The organism is Halovivax sp., assembly GCA_007119345.1.
Taxonomy (GTDB): Archaea; Halobacteriota; Halobacteria; order Halobacteriales; family Natrialbaceae; genus Halovivax.
The window spans coordinates 13,287-35,378 of sequence record SKPV01000010.1 but is presented as its reverse complement, the minus strand read 5'-3'; the positions used below and the strand labels follow the sequence as shown (position 1 = coordinate 35,378).

Genomic DNA, 22,092 nt, shown 5'->3' with positions numbered 1-22,092 from the left:
AGCCGTCTAGGCCCGGCGACGGTTAGCCCAGAAAGTCGCCCAGGCCCGCCGCCGGATAGCCGACGACCGCCGTCGCCCCGGCCTCGCGCAGTGCGCCGACTCGTTCCCGAACGGTCTCCGCACTCCCGACGAGCGCGTAGTCCTCGGCGGCCGCGAGCAGGGTCGTCCTGGCGGTTCCCTGTGCCGTCGCGTCCGTGGCCGCCCCCTCGGGGAGCGCGTCGGCGACCGGCCGGCGTCGGGCGACGTATCCGCCCACGGCGTCGAGGATCGCGTCGTGGTCGTCGGTGAGGACGGCTGGGGCGTAGACGGCGATATCGGCGTCGAAACCGGCCGCGCGCAGCGCCCTGAGCTCCCGTTCGGTACGTCCCGACAGCAGTTCGAACTGGGTGGCGCCGGTCGCCATCGCGATGCGTTCGACGCTCTCGGTGCCGACCCAGGCGTCGGGCGCCGCCTCGAGCGCGGCGCCGAGTCTGGGCGCGACGGCTCGCTTTCGCTCGCCGCTCGTCAGGTACGCGGGGTGGCCGGCGACGAGCACGCGGCCGACGTCCGCGGGGATGTCCTCGGCGAGCGAGTCGTCTCCGAGCGGGTCGAAGCCGTCCGCCCGTACGGGCGTCGTCACTCGGAGCGTCGCCCGGGAGGCGAGGTCGGCGAGGACGTCCCGGGCGGGGACGTGCTCGCGACCCTCGTAGTCGATCGCGACGGTGTCGACCGGGAGGTCGGCGATCGCGGCGACGTCGCACTCGGTCGGCTTGAGGGCGATGCCGTCGAGGTCGGCGCGCGAGACGGGGCGGTCGCTGGCGGAGAGGTCGCTGTCGGTTAACATTTGAGATCACCTCGCGCGACGACGGTGTGGCTAGAAACGGTGCGGAACTCGATCCATCGTCTGCGAGACCATGTAACTGTCACGAGTCCCCCGGTATACAAAAGGGTGACGTTCGTGGCTCCGTTCGCCTGACGGGGTCGTCGGGTTCGCGAAGGGACGTCGGGTCGGCTCGCTGGCTTCGACGCGTTCCCGCCGCGACTCAGTACTCCGACCGGTCCAGTCGAACCGGCGGCTGGAACGGCGTGGTCAGTTCGAGCAACTGGACCAGGATCCGTCCCGTCGCCCCCCAGACGGTGTAGCCGTTCACGTGGAAGTAGTGGATCACGACCTCGCCGTAGTAGGGGTGCGAGCGCGTCTCGTACTCGTAGTTGCTCGGCTCGAGCAGGTCTGCGACCGGGAGGACGGCGATCTCGGCGACCTCGCGGTCGTCGGGTTCGTACGTGCGATCGGGGACGCGCGCGACGAACGGCGTCACCGCGTACTCGGTGATGGTGCGGATGTCGTCGAGCCGGCCGACGACGTCGGCCTCGCTCGGATCGAGATCGATCTCCTCGCTGGCCTCCCGCAGCGCCGTCGCGCGGAGCGTCTCGTCCTCGGGTTCGGCGCCGCCGCCCGGGAAGCTCATCTGGCCCGGGTGTTCTCCCAGGTGATCCGCGCGCTTGGTGAAGAGCAGCGCGTGCGCGCCGTTTCGCTCGATCACCGGGGCGAGGACGGCGGCGTCGTTCGGCTGGTCGTCGATCACCTCGGGGTCGTGGTGCGAGACGGGATCGAGGTGCAGTCGGGTCATCGGCTCACCCGAGCAGGTCGTCGAGCCGCGATCGTTCGTCCGCCAGTTCCACCGGTCCCCACGCCTCCGCGTCGTAGCTCACGTCGATGAGCTCGCGGGCGCGCTCGCGATCGTCCGCCGCGACGGCCCGCTCGACGGACGCCGCGAAGCGGTCGGCAACTCGCCCGCCGAGCGTCTCGCGGTCGAACGATCTCTTCGGGACGTCCATGATGTGGGGCAGGTCCTCGCCGTGGTCGGGGAGTTCCGGAAACGCCGTCGGTCCGGGCACGTAGACCGCCTCGCCGTCGATCTCGAGATCGACGAGCGCGAACCCGTCGACCGCTCGTGCGAGGGCGTCGTCGACGGCGCGCTCCTCGACCGTCGCTCCGTCGGTCCGAGCGGCGAGCTCTCCCAGCGCGCGCTCGAGCTCCTCGCGGCGGAGACCGCCGAAGAGGTCGACCACGCCGGCCAGCTCGTCCGACGTCGCGTCCATGGCCGTGGTTTGGGGTGGATGACGATTAGGTGTTCCGACGTGGTTTCGGTCGCGGGCGAGTGATCCGAGGCCGTCGCAAACGCGCGACGGTCGCCGACGTCGCTGCGACGGATCGCTGGTTACGAAGCGTCGGACGCGTCCCCGCTGCCCCACGTCTCCTGAGTGTCGGACGCGTCCTCTCGGCCCAACGTCCCCCGAGTGTCGGACGCGTCCCCGCGGCTCATCGTCCCCTGGGTGCGCGTCTGGCACGCGGTCGCTATCGAACGGTTCCGGGGGAAGGGCTCGTCACCGACTCCGCCCGATCACTCCGGTCGCGCCGAGGCGGCCGAGAGGACGGATCCGGGATCCAGGTCGATCGCGTCCCAGGCCGGGAGCCGCCGATCCTCGCCGGGCGGAGCGATCGCGCTCGCGTACCGGTCGACCTGCTCGCGCTCGCTCGCGGCGTCGTACGTGAGGTCGTTGAACGTCGCGTCGGCGCGGTACTGCTCGACGAGCTCTCGCCCGGCCGCCCGGTACCGATCGGCCAGGCGGTCGTACTCGATCCGGAGGCCGTGGTCGACCAGCACGTGAAAGAGCGTGGCGGCGACCTCGCGACTCATTCCCTCGAGGCCCGTCTCGCCCGCCACCGCGCGGTGGTCGTGTTCGTGGCGTCCGAGGTCGACCTGTGCGGTGCCCGCGAACCCCGCTTGGGCGAACGCGTCGCCGAGCGTTCCGACTTCCAGGCCCCACGATCGCGGCGCCCGTATTCGCCTCGCCAGTCGGGCCGTCATCGCGAACTCGCCGGCGAGGGCGTACCGGAACGCCCCGAGGTAGGAGACGATCGGCTCGCGGCGGGTCTCATCGAGCGCTCGCACGAGCGGCTCGTAGAACAACCGGCAGAGGCGCCCGTACAGCCGGTCGTTCTCCACGCGGGCGTAGTAGCCCTTCGAGAACTCGTAGCCCATCGAGAGCGGCGCCAGCAACCTGGCGACGTGGCCGGCCTCGTAGCTGCTCGCGTCCGCGTCGTGGACGACGATCCGCGAACACGTCTCGGCCGCGGGGCCGAGCGCGAGCCAGACGTCCCGCCCCTTCCCGAAGCCGCCGTCGAGCCCGGCGTCGGCGAGCAGCCGCTCGACGGCGGGCGCGTTACACCACACGACCCGCAGCGAGAGGTCGAACGACCTCACCCACCGTCGGAACGGCTCGATCCGGTCGGGGGGCGCCCTGACGGGGACGTACACCGCCGCCGGATCGACGGCCTCGAGCGCCGAGAGGACCCGCTCGGCCGCGAGGCTCGCGTGCTCGCGGTCGGTCATCGGAACGACGACCGCCGTCTCCGCGAACGCGTCTGCCGCCGCGGGCGGCCCCGCGTCGGTGAGGTCGTGGAGCGTGGCGATCCGTTCCTGTACGTACTCCATCGGTGGTCGATTGGAGTCGACCGTCAAAAGGGACACGACTCCGTCGACGGCTGCCGACTCCGGCCGGTCGGACGAGCCCCGGTCGAGGAGGCGTTCGGCGAGCGGGGGATCAGTCGGGCGGCGCGAAGTCTTCCGGCTCGTGCCCGTCGCACCCGTGCATCGATCGCAGGAAGTAGTGACGCTCGCGTTCGTCGGGATCGTCGATCGAGTCCCGATCGATCCGTTCGATCACCTCGTAGACGTTCACCTGCGTCAACTCCACCCCGCGCTCGTCGGCCCACGTCTCGCAGATGTGTTCGACGAGGTACTCCGGGGCGGCCCCGTCGTCGCCGGCGCGGCGGATGCTGTTCATGTAGAACCGCTCGCGGTAGGCGTCGTGTTGCTTCTGGAGTTCGTCGTACGGGCGGTCGTACGTCAACTCGCGGTCGTTGAAGACGTCGTACATCTCGCCGTCGGCCGTTCGCGCGGGGAAGACGTAGTAGCGATCGGTGGTTCGCGGCGTTGGCGCGAAGATGCTCCACTCCGGCTGCTCGACGCCGAAGCGGTCCTGGTACTCCTGAATCTCGTCCGTCGGTCCGACGGAGTCGTCCGCGACGCCCGCGAACTGAACCCCCGCCGAGAGGGTGAGCAGTACCATCGAGCCGGCGACGATCACGATGGCGGCTTTGTATCCGATCGCTCTCGCCAGTTGCTGGCGGGACGAATCGAACACTACCGAAGGAAGGACGGACGCGATCCGTCGGCCGACGCGTTCAACGCCGTTCCCTGCGGTCTCGACGTGGTCCTGCAGGTTCGCCGCCCGCACCAGGGTGGCTGCGTCGCGCCAGAATTGCGGCTGGAGGAAGAGGATCAGTCCGGCGATAGCCACGTAGGCGAACGCGCCGATCCGGACGGTGAGCGCGAACGACGCGTGGCCGCCGACGAACATGAACGTCAGCAACATCCGGGGACGTCCCCACAGGAGGATGAGCAGCGGAGACGCGATGAGCATGTAGTACCAGGTGAGTCCACCGTACTCCAGCATCGTCGGAATGTGCCGGAAGTAATCGCCCAGCAGGAACGTCATCTCGTCGAGGCCGAAGATCTTCGGCGTCGCGCCGCCGCTCTGCCAGAGCTCCGAGTCGTCGTTGTACTTGTGGTAGCCGTTCTGGGCGTACATGGTGACCATCTGGGCGAGCGCGAGCGCGGAGGCTGCCCCCACGAACGTCCACCTGGGTGCGCGATCACGGTGGAGGGCGTCGATCGACCACCGCTCCCCGAGGGGCAGGAAGATCGCCCAGAACAGCAGGAGCCGGAAGAGCGTGTCGGCGTAGCTCAACACCAGCGGATTGTGGTGATCGAGCGAGACGACGAGCAGGAACGAGACGGCCATCGCGATCCGGGTTTTGTAGCCCACCAGGAGCTGGATCGCGAACAGCGCCTGGACGACGAACAGCGCCGCGATCAGCGTCGGGTCCGACGTCCAGTAGTAGACGGAGAAGGCGTTTTCGCCCGCGTGGACCATCGCGAGCGACTGCGGGACGACGCCGTCGTCGGTGTAGTAGAACGAGAAGTTTCGCGACCGCAGGAGGAGGTCGGCGAGGATGAGCAGCGCGACGACGATGCGAAAGACGGCCAGCGACCGCGTGTCGACGCGGACGCAATCGGCGAGGTTCAGGAACGCCCGCCAGCCCCGGGAGCTCTTGGCAGCGACGATCCGCTGGCGCACCGGAGGCGGCGCGCGTCTCCACAGGGCCGATCGGAGGGGAGACTCCATCTGTATATGTACGTCACCGGCCGTGGTATATTCATTGTGGTGTTCTTCACCGCTCGTCGGACGATTGATTAGCACGACACCAGCCGGTTCGGTCGTTCTCTCGCGTCGCGTCGATCATCCGTTCGTGCCGGCGGGAAGTCGACCGACCGCGGCGAGGACGGCCAGGCAGGCGGTGAGCGCGGCGACTGCCAGGGCCAGTCCGACGAACACTCGATCGTAACCGAAGCCGGCGTCGACCAATCCCCCGACGAGCACGCTCCCGACCGCCTGTATCGGCATCATCGTCCCGCTGAAGACGGCGTAGCCGCTGCCTCGGTACCGCTCCGGGAGCGAGGTGAGCAGGTACGTGTCCGTCACGGGGAAGAGACAGTGGATCACGAAGCCGAGCACCGCGGAGACGATCAGTACGGCCGCGAAGCCCTCGACGACGACCAGGGCGAGTAGCGAGGCGACGTACGTCCCGAGGACGGCGAGCAAGAGGGGGACGAACGACAGGCGGTCGGCGAGGCGGCCGCCGAACCAGAACGCGGGGACGCCGGCCGCGAACACCACCGTCAGGACGGTCCGCGATCGGCCGCCGCCGAACCCCTTCGTCTCGATCAGGTACGTGACGTAGAAGTTGAAGACGCCGATCCAGACCATCCCGGCGAGCCCTATCACGGCGATTCCGGTCAGGATCAATCGCCACTGGGACCGAAACGCCGCCCGCAGCTCGAGGTCCAGCGGGGTGGAGGCCTCCAGGTCGGTGCGCTTTGCCGCGAGCCAGAACAGGACGGACGAACCGAGCGCGACCGCGGCCAGTAACAGGAACACGACCCGCCACGGCGCGACCGGCCAGATCGCGACCGCCAGCACGACGGCGACGATTCCCGGGGCCACGACGGCGGCGATCTGGCTGGCGGTGCCGTGGATCCCGATCGCCCGCCCGACCCGCGACGGATACAGCTGCCCGATCAGGGGGTGGGCGGAGACGTAGTAGACGCCGCTGCCGACGCCGACCAGCACCGTCGCGACGTACAGCGCCCGTAGCGTCGGCGCTGCGGCCGCGACCGCCGAGGAGGCGGCGAGGACGAGCCCGGAGGCGAGCACGATCCGGTGTCGGGGGTACTTCGTCAGCAGGTAGCCGGTCGGGAACCGCGGCGCGGCGCTGCCGATCCACACGAGCGTCGCCAGCAGCCCGACGGCGCCCGCGCTCGCGCCGAACGTCGTCCGAAACGGCTCCAGCAGCGGCGCGTACACCACCCGGCCGAAGTTCACCAGGAACACCAGCCCGCAGAGCGTACCGAACACGCCCGTCCGCGTCCCGATCCGTCCCCGTCGCGCGTTGGTCACGTCTCGGCGGTGGGGGCCGACCGAATCAAAGGTTTCGAATCGAAATGGCAACCGCCTGACCCCGGTCTTTTTCTCCCCCTCCTTCGTAACGCCGGAACATGAAATCGATCCGGAAGGCACTGCGCGAGGGCGAATTGGTCAAAGACACCTACGAGCGGATCACCTGCGCGGACTGCGAGAAATCGCTGAAGACGGAGAACGATCCCGACTCGATCACGACGATCAGGCGCTGTCCGGACTGCGGCAAAGAGTGGAAGGAGATCCGCTGAGCGGTCTCGCGTTCCGAACGCGAGCGCGGCGAGAGTTCGGCCCGTTCGCGCGTCCGGCCACTCGCCCCGTCGAGCGTCTCCTCGTCCGTTCACCGCTCGCCCGATAGCGAAGAGAACAGTCGGGCTTCGAAATCGCTCTTGCTGATCCCGTCGGACGGGCCGATTCCGTTCATGTGTTCGACCGAGAGCTGACCGCCTCCCATGCGCGCGTGTCCGCCGGCAGACGCCATCGGAATGTCGCTCACCGCGTGTCGGAGCGTTTCCCCCATGTGGACCCGATCGTCGCGGGACCGCCCAGAGAGGTGCAGCGTTCCGTCGTGCTCGCCGAAGACGACGACGGCGGTGACGCCTTCCAGGTGCATCAGCTCGTCCGCCGCCTGCGGGATGGCGTCGACGTTTCCCGTCTCGCCGACGTCGCAGATGGCGAACGAGCCGTCGACCCGCTTGTTCAGGATGGCCTCCGCTTTCGTCTGGAGCACTTCGTCCGAAACCTGCGGATTGGCGATCCGGTCGAGGAGATCCTCGTCGATCCCCCGGAACAGGAACGCGGCGGCGTCGAACTCGGCCTCGGTGCACCCTTTGGTCAGCTGATTGGTGTCGGACTGGATGCCGTAGAGCAATCCCGTCGCGAGCGCCTCGGAGACGAGCGGGCCGTCAGCGCCTCCCTCTTCGACCTCCGCCTCGAGGGTCGCGCCGATCTCCCGGAGGTACTCGGCGAAGATCGTGGAAGCGGCGCCGTACTCGGATCGGACGTCGGTGAACTCCGTGCCGGCACCGTTCCCGGGGTGGTGATCGATAACGGCGATCGGCTCGACCGATTGCGCGCCGGTGAATCCCCGGGCCGTGTTGTGATCGACGAGGACGACGTCATCGGCCGCGAGTTCCGATTTTGACTCGATCTGTTCCAGGTCGAGGTCGAGCACCGTCCGGAAGGCTCGGTTCTCCTGGTGGCGAATTTGGCCCGGATACTGGAGCGTCGTCTCCGTATCCACCGTCTCTGCGACGCGCGCGACGCCCATGGCACACGCCATCGCGTCCGGATCCGGATTCGGATGCATCAGGATCGCGACCTCGTCGCGGCCGGCCAGTACCCGCTGGAGGCGTACGCCGGGGGGCCGACGAAGCCACCGGACGAGCCACCAGCCGGCGATGGTGATCAGCGCGACCCCGAGCACCCCGGCAGAGAGCAAGAGCGGATCCACGGCCCCGAGGGTCTCCGTGGCCGTCTCGACCGCCGGTACCTGCCGACCGGCCGGATCGTCGACGGTCGAACCCGCGAACCGTACGTCCATATCTGACTCTCCGAGTCACCGACCATGAAAGTTCCCCCGTTCGACGGATCGGCCGTCCCCCGCCCGCGTCCGTCGCGAACTCGTCGCCGTCCGTCGGATTTTCGATAATTTCTCGACGACTCGCTCGGATTTTGCCCGGTAAGTGACGATCTACCAGCTCATTCGGAGTCCGCCCGGTAGCCGTCGACCGCCGCTCGGTATCCTTCGCGGTAGGTGGGGAACGCGAACTCGTAGCCGAGCGACCGAAGGAACTCGTTCGAGCAGCGTTTGCTCGTTCGAATGCGGCGCTCGGCGGCCTCGGAGAGGTCGTCTTCGGCCAGGCGCTCGGCCTTCGTCCGCTTGGGGGGCGATTCTCGGCCGCAGCGGTCGGCGAGCCAGTCCGCGAACGTCCACTTGTCGACGGGCTCGTCGTCGACCACCTGGACCACCGCTCCACGGACGAGGGCCTCCTCGAGCAGGTAGCGGACCGAGCCGGCGGCGTCCTCGCGGTGGACCATGTTCAGGTACCCGTCCGTGACCGGGCCGTCCAGGTACCGCCCCAGGCGATACCGACCCGGACCGTACAACCCTGCGTACCGTGCGACGGTGCCGTCCACGCCGAACTCGGGCGCGCGCTCCAGGGCGATCCGCTCTGCCTCGGCGAGCACCTCGGTCTTGGGCGTCGTCGGCTCGATGGGCGTCTCCTCGTCGACCCAGTCCCCGTCGTGATCGCCGTGGACGCCGGTCGACGAGGTGTAGATCAGCCGATCCGGGTGGTTCGACCGCTCGCCGAAGTGCTCGATCGCCGTCCGGAGGCCGTCGACGTAGACCCGTCGGGCCGTCTCGGCGCCTCGACCGCCGCTGCTGGCGGCGAAAACGACGGCGTCCGCGTCCGGCACTCCCTCCAGCGAGTCCGGGTCCGTCGCGTCGGCTCGAACCGCCGCGAACCCGGCGTCCTCGATCGCCGCGAGGCCGTCCTTCGACCGTCGGACGCCGATCGCTTCGTGACCCCGCGCTTCGAGCTGTCGGCCGAGTTCGAGACCCACGTACCCGCACCCGAGTATGACGACGCGCATACGTGATCTGTGGACCGGGCGGCCAAAACGGCACCGCTCGCGGCTTCGGAGGCGACGAACGCGAAGGGTTCCAAAACGGGAAGCGGTCGGCTACGCAGCCGACTCTTCGGTCAGCAGCCGGCGCAGCACCATGTGGAGGACCCCGCCGTGCTCGACGTACTCGACGGCGGAGGGCGTTGCCACCTGCGCCGTGACGTCGAACTCGACCGCCTCGCCGTCTCCGGTCTCCGCGGTGACGGTCAGCACCTGGTTGGGTTCGAGTCCGTCCTCGAGACCCTCGATGGCGAAGACCTCGGTGCCGTCGAGGCCGAGTTCCTCCCAGCCCTCGCCGTCTTCGAACTGCAGCGGAAGGACGCCCATCCCGATCAGGTTGTCGCGGTAGATGCGCTCGTAGCTCTTCGCGATCGTGGCTCGGATTCCGAGCAGGTCGGTGCCCTTCGCCGCCCAGTCGCGGCTGGACCCGGTGCCGAACTCCTCGCCCGAGAGGACGACGAGCGGCGTCTCTTCTTCCTGATAGCGCATGCTCGCGTCGTAGACGGTCGTCTGCTCGCCCGTCGGGTGGTGGATCGTGTAGCCACCCTCCACGCCGTCGAGCATCTCGTTCTCGATGCGGACGTTCGCGAACGTGCCACGCATCATCACCTCGTGGTTGCCCCGGCGTGAGCCGTAGGTGTTGAACTCGTACGGTTCGACCCCGCGCTCTTTCAGCCATCGGCCCGCGGGCAGGTCCTCGCCGAACGGGCCAGCGGGGCTGATGTGGTCGGTGGTGACCGTGTCGCCGAGCGTCAGCAGGCAGCGAGCGTCCGCGACGTTCTCGACGCCGGGCTTCTCCAGCGGGAAGTCCTGGAAGAACGGCGGCTCGCGTATGTACGTGGACTCGTCGTCCCACTCGTAGACGGCACCGGCGGGTGCGGCAAGCTCCTCCCAGCGTTCGTCGCCCTCGAAGACGCTCGCGTACTTCTCCTCGAACAGCTCGGGGGAGACGCTCTCGTGGATCGTCTCGCGAACTTCCTCCGGGTCGGGCCAGACGTCCTCGAGGTAGACCTCCTCGCCGTCGTCGCCGGTACCGAGCGGCTCGCTCTCGAGGTCGACGTCCATCTTACCGGCCAGGCCGTACGCGACCACCAGCGGCGGGCTCGCGAGGTAGTTCGCGCGGATCTTCGGGTGAATACGCGCCTCGAAGTTGCGGTTGCCTGAGAGGACGCTCGTCGTCCACAGGTCGTGCTCGTCGATCGCGGCTTCGATCGGCTCGGCCAGTGGACCGGCGTTTCCGATGCAGGTCGTACAGCCGTAGCCGACGACGTGGTACCCGAGCTCCTCGAGGTCGTCGAGCAGGTCGGCGCGGTCGAGGTACTCCGTGACGACGCGGCTGCCGGGTGCGAGGCTCGTCTTGACGTACTCCGGAACCTCGAGACCCTTCTCGGCCGCGTTGCGGGCGAGCAGGCCCGCGGCGACCATCACCGACGGGTTCGAGGTGTTCGTACAGCTCGTGATCGCGCTGACGAGGACGCTCCCGTGTCCGATCTCGACTTCGGTACCGTCTTCGAGTTCGACCGGTACCTTCGCGTCCAGGTCGATCTCGCGTTCGACCAGCACCGATCCGTCGCCGCCGACGTCGCCCGTGGCGCCGACGCCCGTGACGCCCTCCTCCTCGAGCAGGGCCGGAAAGTGCTCGTCCATGTCCCCCATCGGGATGCGGGCGTGTGGTTTCTTGTGGCCCGCCAGACTCGGCTCGACGTCGCCGAGGTCGAACTCGACGACCTCGGTGTACTCGGGGTCCTGCTCGCCGAACAGGCCCTGGGCTTCGAGGTACTCGCGGACGAGGTCGACGTGTTCGGGCTCGCGGCCCGTGAGCTCGAGGTACTCGAGGGTCTTCTCGTCGACGGGGAACATGCTGATGGTCGAGCCCTGTTCCGGGGCCATGTTCGAGATGGTCGCCCGGTCGGCGACCGAGAGCTGGGAGACGCCCGGTCCGAAGAACTCGACGAACTTGTCGACCACGCCGACTTCGCGGAGGCGCTCGGTGATGTGAAGAACGAGGTCCGTGGCCGTCGCGCCCTCGGGGAGCTCGCCGGACAGTCGGACGCCGACGACCTCGGGCAACGACATGGTGATCGGCTGGCCGAGCAGCGCTGCCTCGGCCTCGATGCCGCCGACGCCCCAGCCGACGACGCCGATTCCCCCGATCATCGGGGTGTGGCTGTCGGTGCCGACCAGGGTGTCGGGCAGCAGCCAGCGTTCGCCGTCGATCTCCCGGTCGTGGACCACCCGCCCCAGGTGCTCTAAGTTCACCTGGTGGACGATTCCGGTTCCCGGGGGTACGACGTTGAAGTTCTCGAACGCGCCCTCGGCCCACTTGATCGCCCGGTAGCGCTCCTCGTTGCGCTCGTACTCGAGTTCGACGTTCTTCTCGTAGGCGTCGCCGCTGCCGAAGTAGTCGACCTGGACGCTGTGGTCGATCACGAGGTCACATGGGACCTCCGGTTCGACGACGGTCGGGTCGACGTCCTTGCGCTCCGCGGCGGATCGGAGCGCGGCCAGATCCACGACCGCGGGCACGCCGGTGAGGTCCTGCAACACGACCCGCGAGACCGTGAACGGGACCTCAGCGTCGGGGACGTCCGGTTTCCATGAGGCCGCGTTCTTCACATCGTCGAGATCGATGGCGTCGCCGTCGGCGTTTCTGAGGACGGACTCGAGCATCACCCGGATGCTCACCGGGAGCCGGTCGAGTTCGCAGAGCCCCGCCTCCTCGAGAACGGTGAGATCGGCGATCTTGTACTCCGTTCCGTCGTGTTCGAACGTCCGAATGGCGTCCGAAACGTCGTCTACTGCCATTAGGAATCTTAGCCAGCGGCCACATTTCAATCCACCCATATCCGTCGAAGCCCCGATGTACGCCCCCTGTGTTACGGGACCAGGCGCTTCGGCGGGTCGAATAGAGGCGGCCGGTCGACGGTTACAGCGGTCGGCCGACGGTTACAGCGGTCGGTCGACGGCTTTCGGCGGCCGATCGGCGATCGCGTGCTGCTCTTACGGCGCCCGATCGGCGATCGCGTGCTGCAGGTGGACGTACTCGTCGAACGACATCGGCGCGCGCCGTTCGATCTTCTGTTGGATCTCTTTCGGATCGAGGTCGAGAGCGACGTGGCTCGCCAGCGTTTCGACGTCGAGGACCGCCGTCGACATGCCGAGGAGGAGGTGCTCGCACGCCTCCACGACGATCGTCTCGCCGTCCGGTTCGCCGTCCTGCAGCGCGAGTATCTCCGCCGCCTCCCGTACCGAGAGCGGCGGCGATTCGCCCGCGGCGAGCGACTCGAGTGTCTCCGAATCGACATCCGTTCCGGATTCGGCGGCCGTGACGCCGACCTCGCGGACGACGCTCGCCAGCGCATCGTCGTACTCCGCGCGGAGGTCCACCGGCGTTTCGGGGACCGACATGCGTTGCTCGTAGAACATACCCAGAGTGTGGTGAGCGGGGTGGAAAGGCGTTGTTATCGCGACCGAGGTGTGAGGGGACGGCAGTCCCCGGGCGACGGTCGATCGCGCGCCGGCGGGATGCGATACCCGCAAACGATGCCCTCGAACCGTCAGCCCCGATCGACCGTCGGAACAGCTATCTGGTCGGCGTTCACTCGTTGTGATGATGGCTGGCAAGTGGAGTGGCGGCGTCGTCGAGTCCACGGACGACGAGGCGCCGCCGTCGGTCGCGGAGTGGGAGCCCGTCACGGTGCCCGGGCGATCGAGCCAGTTCGTCGACGCGGCCGCGCCGATCGCCTACCGTCGACGATTTCCGGACCCTCGTCGGGTCGGGACCGAGCGAGCGATCGTCGAATTTCGGGGAGTACGTGGCCACGCGCGCGTGTGGATCAACGACGAATACCTCGGCGACCACGACTGCCCGTTCACGCCGGCGCGATTCGAGTTCGACCCGCGCGAGGAGAACGAGCTCGTGATCGTCTGCGAACCGTCTGCGGCCACGGCGGCGATCGAATCGACCGCCGCGGTTGCCGACGCCGCCGTCCCTGGCATCCGTGGCGGCGTGTCGGTCTCGCGGCGACCGCCGTCGTTCCTGCGTGATCTCCGCGTCCGGCCTCGACTGACGGACGACCGTGCGGTACTCGACGCGACGCTCGTGGTGGACGCGGGCGAATCGATCGCCGACAGCGTGACGTTCTCGCTCCGGCCGGAGGGCTTTCGCGGCGGGGGTTCGATGGCGCGCGCGACGGTCGAGGGCGCGGCCGGCGAGCGGGTGCGCGTCGAAAAACGCATCGAGGTACGAGATCCGTCGCTGTGGTGGCCGGGCAAACTCGGTCCGCAGCACCGATACACCCTGCGGGCGAAGTTCGGCGACGACTCGATCGAACGATCCGTCGGATTCCGACGTATCGAGCGGGACGAGGGCGGGTTCGTCGTCAACGGTCATCGCCTGCGCGCCCGCGGACTGACCGTTCTTCCGGACACCGCCGATCAGGAACTGGTCGACCGGGCGGCCGAGGCGAACGCGAACCTGCTTCGATTCCCGGCGCACGTCCCGCCGTCCGCCGTCTACGACGCGTGCGACGAAGCGGGTCTGCTCGTCTGGCAGGGACTGCCCGAACCGAGCGACGGGGACCAGGAGCGCGCCGCGGCGACCGGCGAGCGTATGGTCGAGCACTTCGACCGCCACCCGAGTTTCGCGACGCTCGGAATCCGGGAGATCGGACCCGATCCCTTCGATTCGCCGCTGGGTTCGGGCTTGCGAGCGAAACTCGCGATCAGATGGCGGGCCTGGCGAGCGGACGCCGCCGGATCGTGGGTGGCGGTCGAGTCGACGCTCCCGCCCCACGTCGACGCGATACCCGTGACCGGTCCGCCGGGGACCGACGCGGACGCGTGGGCGATCTCCCCCGGCTGGGGTTACCTCGATCCGTCTGACGTCGAGTGGCTGCTGGAACGCTACCCGGCGATCGCACGCGCCGCCGTCGGATTCGGCGCGGCGACGGTACGGGACGACGCGGGAGTCGACGACGACGCGGGAATCGGCGAACTCGACGCGCGAGTGCTTCGCGCACGCGGCCTCAACGCCGAATCGTCGCGCACCCACCAGGTCGCGGTACTGAAGACGGTTGCCGAGTCGTTGCGCCGACGTGGTTGCGGGATCGTCGTCGCCGACGCGCTCGCGGACGCGTCGTCCGACGGCGGTCGGGGCGTGATCGACGCAGAAGGAACGGCGAAACCGGCGTACGAAGCCCTCGCCGAGTCTTTCGAACCGATCCAGACGGTCGTCGATGGACGTCCGACGGCGGGCGAAACCGCAACGTTGCACCTGGTCAACGATACGGCCGCGGCCGTCGAGGCCGCGGTCCGGTGGCACGCCGGCGACCGCGACGGCTCCCTGGCTGCCTCCGCGGACGCGTATGCCAGGACGGAAGTCGGAACGGTGTCGGCGCCGCGCGACGCGGACGAGCTGCTCGTGGAACTCGTCGTCGGCGACCGTCGGATCCGTAACCGATATCCGTTATAAGCTCCCGCCCCCGACGCCGTCGGCGGGCGGGAGGCGCGTCGAGCCCCTTGCTAACGGTTTTCACAGGGTGCTATACCGGTAGCTTTAAATTGCGAGCGACGGTACCTTGGGATACCAGAGCGCCACCGGCTGGGCGCGTATCGCTCGACGATCGATGACAGGGACTCTTATTCACCGAAGTCTCGCCCGATGCGAGCGGACGCCGTCCCCGGTGCGGGTTTGGCACAGAGGTACGAACACATGGTAGACGAATCGAAGAACATCGAACTGACGGAGGACGACCTCGAAAACAAATCGAAGGGGCAGCTTATCAAGAAGGCCGGTCAACTGCGAGACCGGCGAAACGAGCTGAACCAGATGGCTTCCGAACGCGCCTCGAAGCGCGACGACCTCAACGCGAAGACGCGCGAGAAGGTCGACGAAGCCCAAGAGCACCGCGAGAAGCGCGACGAGCTCAACGAACAGGTCCAGGAGCACAAAGAACGGCGTAACGAACTCAACGCGAAGGCCAACGAGCTCTTCGACAAGGTCGACAACCTCAAATCCGACATGGAGCTCGACGAGGGGAAAGACCTCGACGAGCTCAAAGAGGACATCGAGCAACTCGAGTTCAAGCAGCAGACCGAGGTCCTCTCCAGCGAGGAGGAACGCGAACTCATCGAGAAGATCGAGGCCAAGCGAGAGGAGTACGCCGACCGCAAGGAAAAGCTCGAGGGTAGCTCCGAACTCGAGGACCTCCGCCGGGAAGCCGAGGAAGTCCGATCTGACGCCTCCCAGCACCACCAGAAGGTGACCGAGCTGGCGGACCAGGCCCAGGAGCACCACAACCAGATGATCGAGGCCTACCGCGAGGCCGACGACATCCGCGACGACGCCGACGACATGCACGAGAAGTTCGTCGAGGCCCAGGAGGCCGCCGACCAGCACCACGAGGACTTCGTGCGCGTCCAGAAGCGTCTCCGCGAGATGGACAAGCAGGAAGAAGAGCAGCGCAAGTCCGCTCGCGACAAAAAGAAGGAGGCGGCCAAGGAGGAAGCCGAGGAGATCTACCAGAAGTTCAAGGAGGGCGAGACCCTCGACACCGAGGACCTGATGAAGCTCCAGAAGACGGGGCTGCTCTGATCGCGGAATAGTCAGTAGGTCGTTTTCCGAATTCGCCGACGAGCGGCGCGTCTCCGTTCGCACCGTCCGTTTCTCCGCCGAGCGACGGGTCTCGACCGATGCGATCTATTACGCCGCCGAGCGACGGGTCTCGACCGATGCGATCTATTACGCCGCCGAGCGACGGGTCTCGACCGATGCGATCTATTACGCCGCCGAGCGACGGGTCTCGAGCGGCACGAACTAATCTATCGCCGAGCGTCGTGTCTCGAGTGGCGTCATCCTTCTTTCGGGCACGGTGATGAACGGGCCGATCGGTCCGGTACTGTGCAGGTCGACCAGCCGATCTCGAGGTCGGCGTCGGCATCGCGGCTGGAGCGAGGGCGGATCGACCGTCGTCGATGGTCGGTTCACTCGAGTCGGCGCACGATGACGGTTCCGTCGCCGTAGACGGTCACGCCGTATTCGTCGAGGGAGAACCAGAGGTGTCCGCCGTTGCGGACGCCGCCGCGTCGACTCGGCGCGAACAGCGCTTCCAGGCTGTCGGGGTCGATCCGTTCGTAGAGCTGGGGCACGTCCTCCGGTTCGGTACCCGCGAGGCGGGCGATCGCGGAGACGATCGTGACGGCGAGCGAATCGTCTTCGTCCCAGTCGTGTCGGATCGTCGTCGCGGTCCTCGGCTTCGGTTTCGCTCCGTGGGAGTTACCGTTTGTGGCGTTCATGATTTCGTCCCCCGATCACTGACTGTCTCGTCGCGTGACAGGGAGAAGTACCGTATGCGAGGGATCGGCATAAAACCCTGTCAGACAATTTTCTACCCGTTGTCGTACAAAATAATCGTTGGTCGGTCACGGGGTGCGGTTCCGCACCGAGCGGTGTCTTACGGAACGTCGGCCGCGCGGCGTCGCCGCGGACCGTGGGAGCGAATCGTCGGCGGCGCGGACGACCTGGGGATCAACAGTCCGAACGCTTCGGATGCGACGGCCGTCGACTCTCGACTGTTGCAGGTCCGTACGGTGCCCACCGATCGGCGGCTCGCGGCCGGAACGGCAGTCATTAACACCTTGGGCCCCCCAGCCATTCGTATGTTCCGAGGTGCCGACCGTGGATAACCTCCGTCGATTGAGCCGGCTCGCGGTGGTGCTGGTGGGCGTGACGATCGTCGCCGTCGCCGCCCTGGCGCTGTTCGTCGTCTGGCCGGAGACGCTCACGGACCTGTTCGGCGTCGTGATCACGCTCGTCGTCGTGATCGCCGGCATCAGGGTCGCCGGTGGCATCGCCCGTTCGATCGTTCCGTCGTACGACGTCGCGGAGGTCGCCGTCGAGGGTCCGATCACGCGCGACGGCGGCGGGGGCGGACCGCTACCCAGTCGTCCGAACTCGGCCAGCGCGGACGATCTCGTCGAGCAGATCGACCGGGCGAACGACGACGGCTCCGTCGACGCGCTGCTGGTGAAGCTCAACACGCCGGGCGGGGAGGTCGTCCCGTCCGACGACATCAGGCTGGCCGCCGACCGCTTCGACGGCCCGACGATCGCCTACACGACCGACACCTGCGCCAGCGGGGGCTACTGGATCGCGAGCGGCTGCGACGAACTCTGGGCCCGAGAGGGATCGATCGTCGGATCGATCGGGGTCATCGGCTCGCGGCTCAACGCGAGCGAACTCGCCGACCGGATCGGCCTCGACTACGAGCAGTTCACCGCCGGCGAGTACAAGGACGCCGGCCTGCCGTTGAAGGAACTCGACGACGACGATCGTGCGTACCTGCAGGGAATCGTCGACGAATACTACGACCACTTCGTCGACCGAGTTAGCGAGGGGCGCGATCTCGATCCCGACGCCGTTCGCGAGACGGAAGCGAGGATCTACCTCGGCGCACGCGCACACGACCTCGGGCTCGTCGACGAGCTCGGGACCCGCGAGGACGTCGAAGCCGCGATCGCCGACCGCCTGGGTCGGGACGAGGTGACGGTCGAAGCGTTCGAACCGGACCGGCCGCTGGTCCAGCGGATGGGTGCGAGCGCCGAGCGCGTGGCGTACGCGCTGGGTGCGGGGATCGCCGGCGTCGCCGACGAACGGGAGTTTCGCCTGCGGACGGAACGCCCGTAACGATGACGGCGGGCGCTGGCCGTATCGACCGGGGGTTAGCGAGCCGTCTCGACGATGGGGGCTATCGAGCCGTCTCGACGATGGGGGTGAGGGAGCCGTCCCGGTGGAGAGGAGTGGCGGGTCGTCCCGACGATGGGGGGCTGTCTCTCGTGGACGCTGTGAGAGGCGGCGGGCGCACCGCCGACGATGGTCCGATGGCTGCGTCCTCGACGCACGTGGCGGTGGATCATCGGACCGACGGCGTCGCCCGACCGCGGGCAGACACGTATCGGCGGGACTGACGGTCGGGCGGGAGGTAAAGGATTTTACCTACGCGGGGGCATGGGTCAGCACAGTGACCACCCTGGTCGTGTGCTTGGATCGAAGCGACGACGTCGGTCGCCGGACCGGGCTCGCCACGCCGGTCGTCGGCTGGGAGGCGGTCCGCGCGCTCGTGACGGACGTCGGACTCGCGGATCCCGAAGACTCGGGGGTGAACGCCCTGCTGGAGACGCTTCGGGTCGCCCAGCAGCTGCGCGACGACGACGAGGCCGTCGTCGTCGCCGTCGTCTCGGGGGACCGTGAGTCGATGGTGAGCGCGGATCGCGCGGTCGCCCGCCAGCTCGACGATCTCGTCGACGAGCACGATCCCGATTCGGCCGTGGTCGTCATCGACAGCGCGGACGACGAGCGGCTGGTGCCGATCGTCGAGAGCCGCGTCCGCGTCGACTCCGTCGACCGGGTCGTGGTCAGACAGGCCAGGGACATCGAGTCGACGTACTACCTGCTGAAGCAGTTTCTCGGCGACGAGGAACTTCGCCAGACCATCCTCGTTCCCATCGGCCTGACGCTGCTCGTGTTCCCGATGCTCGCGACCGTCGTCGGACCGGCCGAGGGAGCCGCGGCCATCACCACGGTAATCGGCCTCTTCTTGCTCTACAAGGGCTTCAGCGTCGACGAGATCCTCACCGCGTTCGCGATCCGGGCCCGGGAGTCGCTTTACTCCGGGCAGGTGTCGGTCGTCACGTACGTCGTCGCGGCCGGATTGACCCTCGTCGGCCTGTTCGCCGGCGGTCTGGGCGTCTCCGGCCTCGGTGACACGCACGGGATCGTCATCCCCGCGATGCAGTTCGCGTTCGACAGCGTGCCGTGGCTGGCGATGGCGGCCCTCGTCGCCAGCGCGGGTCGGCTGCTCGACGAGCTGATCCGCGACGAACCGCTGCGGCGGTCGTACCTGAACCTCCCGTTCGTCGTCGTCTCGGTCGGGCTCGTGATCCGCGGCTTCTCGGCGTTCTTCCTCGAGCAACAGGGCGTCATCGAGCCGCTCGTCGTGCCGACCATCGAGTTCGGCGTCGTCGAGATTTCGAGCTTCGCCGTCTCCGCGAGCGAGCGCCTGGCCTTCTACGTCGCGGTCGCGTTCGTCCTGAGTATCGTGGGCGTCCGCTTCGCGTCGTACCTGACCGGACCGTCCATCGACGAACCGGAACTCGCCGACGGCCCTGATTCCGATTGATCGACGGCGGAGGCGGTCCGTGCGCCGAGGACTCCGTGATCGGCCTGCCGCATAACGTCACTCCTTTGCTCGTCCGAGCGAATCGGTTCGTATGACCGAGGAGACCGGCGGGTGGGTCGCGCTCTTCTCCGGCGGGAAGGACTCTTCCTGGGCGCTCTATTGTGCGCTCGAGCGCGGGCTCGACGTCGAACGCCTGGTAACCGTCCACCCCGACGGAGACTCGTACATGTACCACGTCCCGGCGACCGAACTGGCGACGCTCGCCGCAGAGAGTATCGGCATCCCGACGGTCGCCGTCGAGCCGTCGGATTTCGAGGCCGAGTCGGCGGTCGAGTCCGGCAGGCAGGGGGACGCCGAAGTGGTGCCCCTGGAGTCCGCGCTTCGGAACCTGGACGAGGATCTGCCCGGTGGAATTCGAGGCCTCGTGGCCGGCGCCGTCGAGAGCGAGTACCAGACGAGTCGGATCGAAGGCGTTTGCGACCGGCTCGGCTGCGACCTCCTCGCCCCGCTCTGGCGGGAGGATCCGCGCTCCCTCGCCGAGGACATGCTGGAAGCGGGATTCGAGATCGTGATCGTGCAGGTGGCCGCGGCCGGCCTCGACGAGACCTGGCTGGGCCGAACGATCGACGCGGCGGCGCTCGCCGAGCTCGAGACCCTCGGCGAGGAGTACGGAGTCCACCTCCTGGGCGAGGGCGGCGAGTACGAGACGATGGTCGTCGACGGGCCCCACATGGACCGCCGGATCGATCTAACCTACGAGACCGAGTGGGACGGATCGCGCGGCTCGATCAGGGTGACCGAGGCACGGCTGGGGTGAGCCTGCCGGCTTTCTTGCCCCCGTGGTCGGAATCGTCGGTTCGCGTCGTTCGCCACATCGTCGGTTCGCGTCGTTCGCCACATCGTCGGTTCGCGTCACCACCGGATTGCGGGTTCACGCGGACTCGTCGCGGACCCCCGCCCGCTCGGTTTCGTCCGCGTACGTCCACCAGGCGATCCGGTCGATCTCTATCGGTCGGTAGGAACTCTCCACGGCCAGCCACTCGCAGGAGGCGATCGCCCGGAGCGGTTCCGAGGCGTCGAGGGGCGAGTCGGCCAGTTCCGCGTCGACGGCCTCTACCAGCCGCGTCACGTCCGGATCCGGCCTTGCCGCGTCGACGCCCGCGAGCATCCGGAGGTACTGGAAGCTGGACGGGCCGACGCCGGATATCGAGCCGATCGGATCCTCCCGATATCGATACGGGTCGGCCCCAGCGGCCCACCCCGTCAACGCGTCGAGATCGTCCGCTTCCTTCCGGTCGTCCAGTCTCGCGGCACCTTCGACGAGGACGCGGCGCTTTCGCTGGGCACCGAAGGCCTCGACCAGTGCCTCGTCGTCCGGCTCGATCGCGGCCAGGTCGGCGAACGAACTAACGCGTCCGTTCTCGACGAACGCGTCGCGAAAGCGCCCCACTGCTGGCTTGACGCCCGTTTCGAATCGCTGACCGGTCGTCGCGGCGGCGGTCTCGGCGAGGAGCAACACCGGATCGTCTCCCGTCCATCGATCGAGTTCGAGGAACGCGCGCGCGAGCTCGGCGTACGGCGTTCCGTCTGCGTACCGATCGAGGACGTCTTGGGCGGACGCCATTTCGTGAATCGATCTATCACAGACCGACCCCAAAGGTGTATCGCCCGGACCGTCGCGGCCGGCCTCCCCTCCGGCCGATGAGCGAGTCGCCGGCGTTCGCTCACTCGTTCGTCGAGATCTGCGTGTGAGCGCCGATCAGCGCCCCCGCCAGATCGATGTCTTCGAGGAGCGTGTCCTCGTCGATGATCGAGCGACGAATGTCGACGTTTCTGAGTGTCACGTTCGAGAAGACGATCGCGTGATCGAGGTTCGTGTTCACGATCTCGGCGTCGCCCATCACGTGGACGTTCTCGCCGATGGACGCCCCCTCGAGTGTCGCGCTCTCGTCGACCAGCGACTCGCCGTCGAGGTGCCAGGCGACGGCGTCGAGGTAGCTCTCGGGCGTGCCGATGTCGAACCACGCCTCCTCGAAGGGGTAGGCGTAGGTCGGTTCGCGTTCCTGGAGCCACTGGACGAACCAGCCCGGCTCGTCCGGGTTGTTCCCCTCCGAGAGGTACATCGAGAGCAACGAGAGGGTATCACGCGGGAAGGCGTAACAGGCGATGGAGACGAGGGTGCTCTTCGGATCGTCCGGTTTCTCCTGGAAGTCGACGACCCGGTCCCCCTCGAGTTCGACGAGCCCGTACGCCTTCGCTTTCTCCCGGGACCCGACGTCGTAGGCGGCGAGCGTCGGCGCCTCGCGCGATTCGAAGTAGTCGAGGAAGTCGGCGACCGCGAAGCTGATGAGGTTGTCGCCGGCGATCACGAGGAGGTCGTCGTCGACGCCCTCCCGGTCGATCAACTGGGCCAGCGCTCCGACGACGCCGAACTTGTCGTCCTCCCCGGTCGTCTCCTCGACCGAGAGCCGCGGTTTCTCGTAGTCGGCCTCGGCGAGGTGCGCCTCGAAGTCGGGAGCGAACCGCTCGTTGGTGCTGACGAACACCTCGTCGATGCGGTCGTCCCGCTCTAGCTCCGCGAAGATCCGGTCGACGACGGTCGATTCGCCCACCGGGAGGAACATCTTCGGCCGATGCTTCGTGATCGGCCACAACCGCGTCGCGTACCCGCCGGCGAGCACGACGGCTTTCATGTCAC

The 22,092-nt window shown here is 67.9% G+C and carries 19 protein-coding genes; 6 read left to right on the top strand and 13 right to left on the bottom strand.

What is annotated here, in order from left to right; genetic code table 11:
- Window positions 1–22 precede the first annotated feature (22 nt).
- From QZT59_RS00770 to QZT59_RS00745, 6 genes are all read right to left on the bottom strand, one after another.
- The gene (locus QZT59_RS00770; RefSeq protein WP_290810070.1) at window positions 23–823 is read right to left on the bottom strand and encodes a luciferase; all 801 of its coding nucleotides are present in this window, start codon (window positions 821–823) and stop codon (window positions 23–25) included.
- 199 nt (window positions 824–1,022) lie between these two features.
- Entirely contained in the window at window positions 1,023–1,610 is a 588-nt protein-coding gene (locus QZT59_RS00765) for a CoA pyrophosphatase (RefSeq protein WP_290810068.1), read from the bottom strand.
- 4 nt (window positions 1,611–1,614) lie between these two features.
- Entirely contained in the window at window positions 1,615–2,082 is a 468-nt protein-coding gene (locus tag QZT59_RS00760) for a hypothetical protein (protein WP_290810066.1), read from the bottom strand.
- Between the two features lie 302 nt (window positions 2,083–2,384).
- Window positions 2,385–3,479, bottom strand: coding sequence for a glycosyl transferase family 2 (locus QZT59_RS00755; RefSeq protein ID WP_290810064.1), 1,095 nt, complete (start codon window positions 3,477–3,479; stop codon window positions 2,385–2,387).
- Window positions 3,480–3,588: 109 nt separating this feature from the next.
- On the bottom strand, window positions 3,589–5,235 hold the full coding sequence (locus tag QZT59_RS00750) for an HTTM domain-containing protein (RefSeq protein WP_290810062.1): 1,647 nt from the start codon (window positions 5,233–5,235) through the stop codon (window positions 3,589–3,591).
- A 114-nt stretch (window positions 5,236–5,349) separates the two neighbouring features.
- Window positions 5,350–6,567 (bottom strand): MFS transporter, encoded by a 1,218-nt coding sequence (locus QZT59_RS00745; RefSeq protein WP_290810060.1) that lies wholly within the window; start codon window positions 6,565–6,567, stop codon window positions 5,350–5,352.
- Between the two features lie 98 nt (window positions 6,568–6,665).
- Between QZT59_RS00745 and QZT59_RS00740 the strand changes: the two genes are divergently transcribed.
- Entirely contained in the window at window positions 6,666–6,836 is a 171-nt protein-coding gene (locus QZT59_RS00740) for an HVO_0758 family zinc finger protein (protein ID WP_290810058.1), read from the top strand.
- 89 nt (window positions 6,837–6,925) lie between these two features.
- Here the strand turns inward: QZT59_RS00740 and QZT59_RS00735 are convergent, their stop codons facing one another.
- The 4 genes from QZT59_RS00735 to QZT59_RS00720 all read right to left on the bottom strand — a co-directional run bounded on the left by QZT59_RS00735 (window position 6,926) and on the right by QZT59_RS00720 (window position 12,642).
- Window positions 6,926–8,128, bottom strand: a complete 1,203-nt coding sequence (locus QZT59_RS00735) for a bifunctional oligoribonuclease/PAP phosphatase NrnA (RefSeq protein WP_290810056.1) — start codon at window positions 8,126–8,128, stop codon at window positions 6,926–6,928.
- A gap of 158 nt (window positions 8,129–8,286) precedes the next feature.
- Window positions 8,287–9,183: an SDR family oxidoreductase gene (locus QZT59_RS00730; RefSeq protein WP_290810054.1), complete on the bottom strand. Its 897-nt coding sequence runs from the start codon at window positions 9,181–9,183 to the stop codon at window positions 8,287–8,289.
- A gap of 90 nt (window positions 9,184–9,273) precedes the next feature.
- Complete coding sequence (gene acnA, locus QZT59_RS00725; RefSeq protein WP_290810052.1) at window positions 9,274–12,021, bottom strand: aconitate hydratase AcnA; 2,748 nt, start codon at window positions 12,019–12,021, stop codon at window positions 9,274–9,276.
- 195 nt (window positions 12,022–12,216) lie between these two features.
- Entirely contained in the window at window positions 12,217–12,642 is a 426-nt protein-coding gene (locus tag QZT59_RS00720) for a DUF5791 family protein (RefSeq protein WP_290810050.1), read from the bottom strand.
- Window positions 12,643–12,829: 187 nt separating this feature from the next.
- Between QZT59_RS00720 and QZT59_RS00715 the strand changes: the two genes are divergently transcribed.
- Window positions 12,830–14,689 carry a glycoside hydrolase family 2 gene (locus tag QZT59_RS00715; protein WP_290810048.1) on the top strand — a complete coding sequence of 620 codons (1,860 nt, stop codon included), beginning with the start codon at window positions 12,830–12,832 and terminating at the stop codon, window positions 14,687–14,689.
- A 240-nt stretch (window positions 14,690–14,929) separates the two neighbouring features.
- On the top strand, window positions 14,930–15,811 hold the full coding sequence (locus QZT59_RS00710; protein ID WP_290810046.1) for a coiled-coil protein: 882 nt from the start codon (window positions 14,930–14,932) through the stop codon (window positions 15,809–15,811).
- A 389-nt stretch (window positions 15,812–16,200) separates the two neighbouring features.
- On the opposite strand, the gene QZT59_RS00705 is transcribed toward QZT59_RS00710, so the two are convergent.
- Entirely contained in the window at window positions 16,201–16,512 is a 312-nt protein-coding gene (locus QZT59_RS00705) for a HalOD1 output domain-containing protein (RefSeq protein ID WP_290810044.1), read from the bottom strand.
- Window positions 16,513–16,894: 382 nt separating this feature from the next.
- Here QZT59_RS00705 and sppA point away from each other — a divergent pair, with 382 nt between their 5' ends.
- The 3 genes from sppA to QZT59_RS00690 all read left to right on the top strand — a co-directional run bounded on the left by sppA (window position 16,895) and on the right by QZT59_RS00690 (window position 20,211).
- The gene (gene sppA / locus QZT59_RS00700; RefSeq protein ID WP_290810150.1) at window positions 16,895–17,902 is read left to right on the top strand and encodes a signal peptide peptidase SppA; all 1,008 of its coding nucleotides are present in this window, start codon (window positions 16,895–16,897) and stop codon (window positions 17,900–17,902) included.
- 334 nt (window positions 17,903–18,236) lie between these two features.
- The gene (locus QZT59_RS00695; RefSeq protein WP_290810042.1) at window positions 18,237–19,394 is read left to right on the top strand and encodes a DUF373 family protein; all 1,158 of its coding nucleotides are present in this window, start codon (window positions 18,237–18,239) and stop codon (window positions 19,392–19,394) included.
- 91 nt (window positions 19,395–19,485) lie between these two features.
- A complete protein-coding gene (locus tag QZT59_RS00690) occupies window positions 19,486–20,211 on the top strand; it encodes a diphthine--ammonia ligase (protein ID WP_290810040.1) in 726 nt (241 codons plus the stop codon).
- Window positions 20,212–20,325: 114 nt separating this feature from the next.
- Here the strand turns inward: QZT59_RS00690 and QZT59_RS00685 are convergent, their stop codons facing one another.
- Both QZT59_RS00685 and QZT59_RS00680 read right to left on the bottom strand, forming a co-directional pair.
- On the bottom strand, window positions 20,326–21,018 hold the full coding sequence (locus tag QZT59_RS00685; RefSeq protein ID WP_290810038.1) for a hypothetical protein: 693 nt from the start codon (window positions 21,016–21,018) through the stop codon (window positions 20,326–20,328).
- A 100-nt stretch (window positions 21,019–21,118) separates the two neighbouring features.
- Window positions 21,119–22,087, bottom strand: coding sequence for an NDP-sugar synthase (locus QZT59_RS00680; protein ID WP_290810036.1), 969 nt, complete (start codon window positions 22,085–22,087; stop codon window positions 21,119–21,121).
- Window positions 22,088–22,092: the final 5 nt, after the last annotated feature.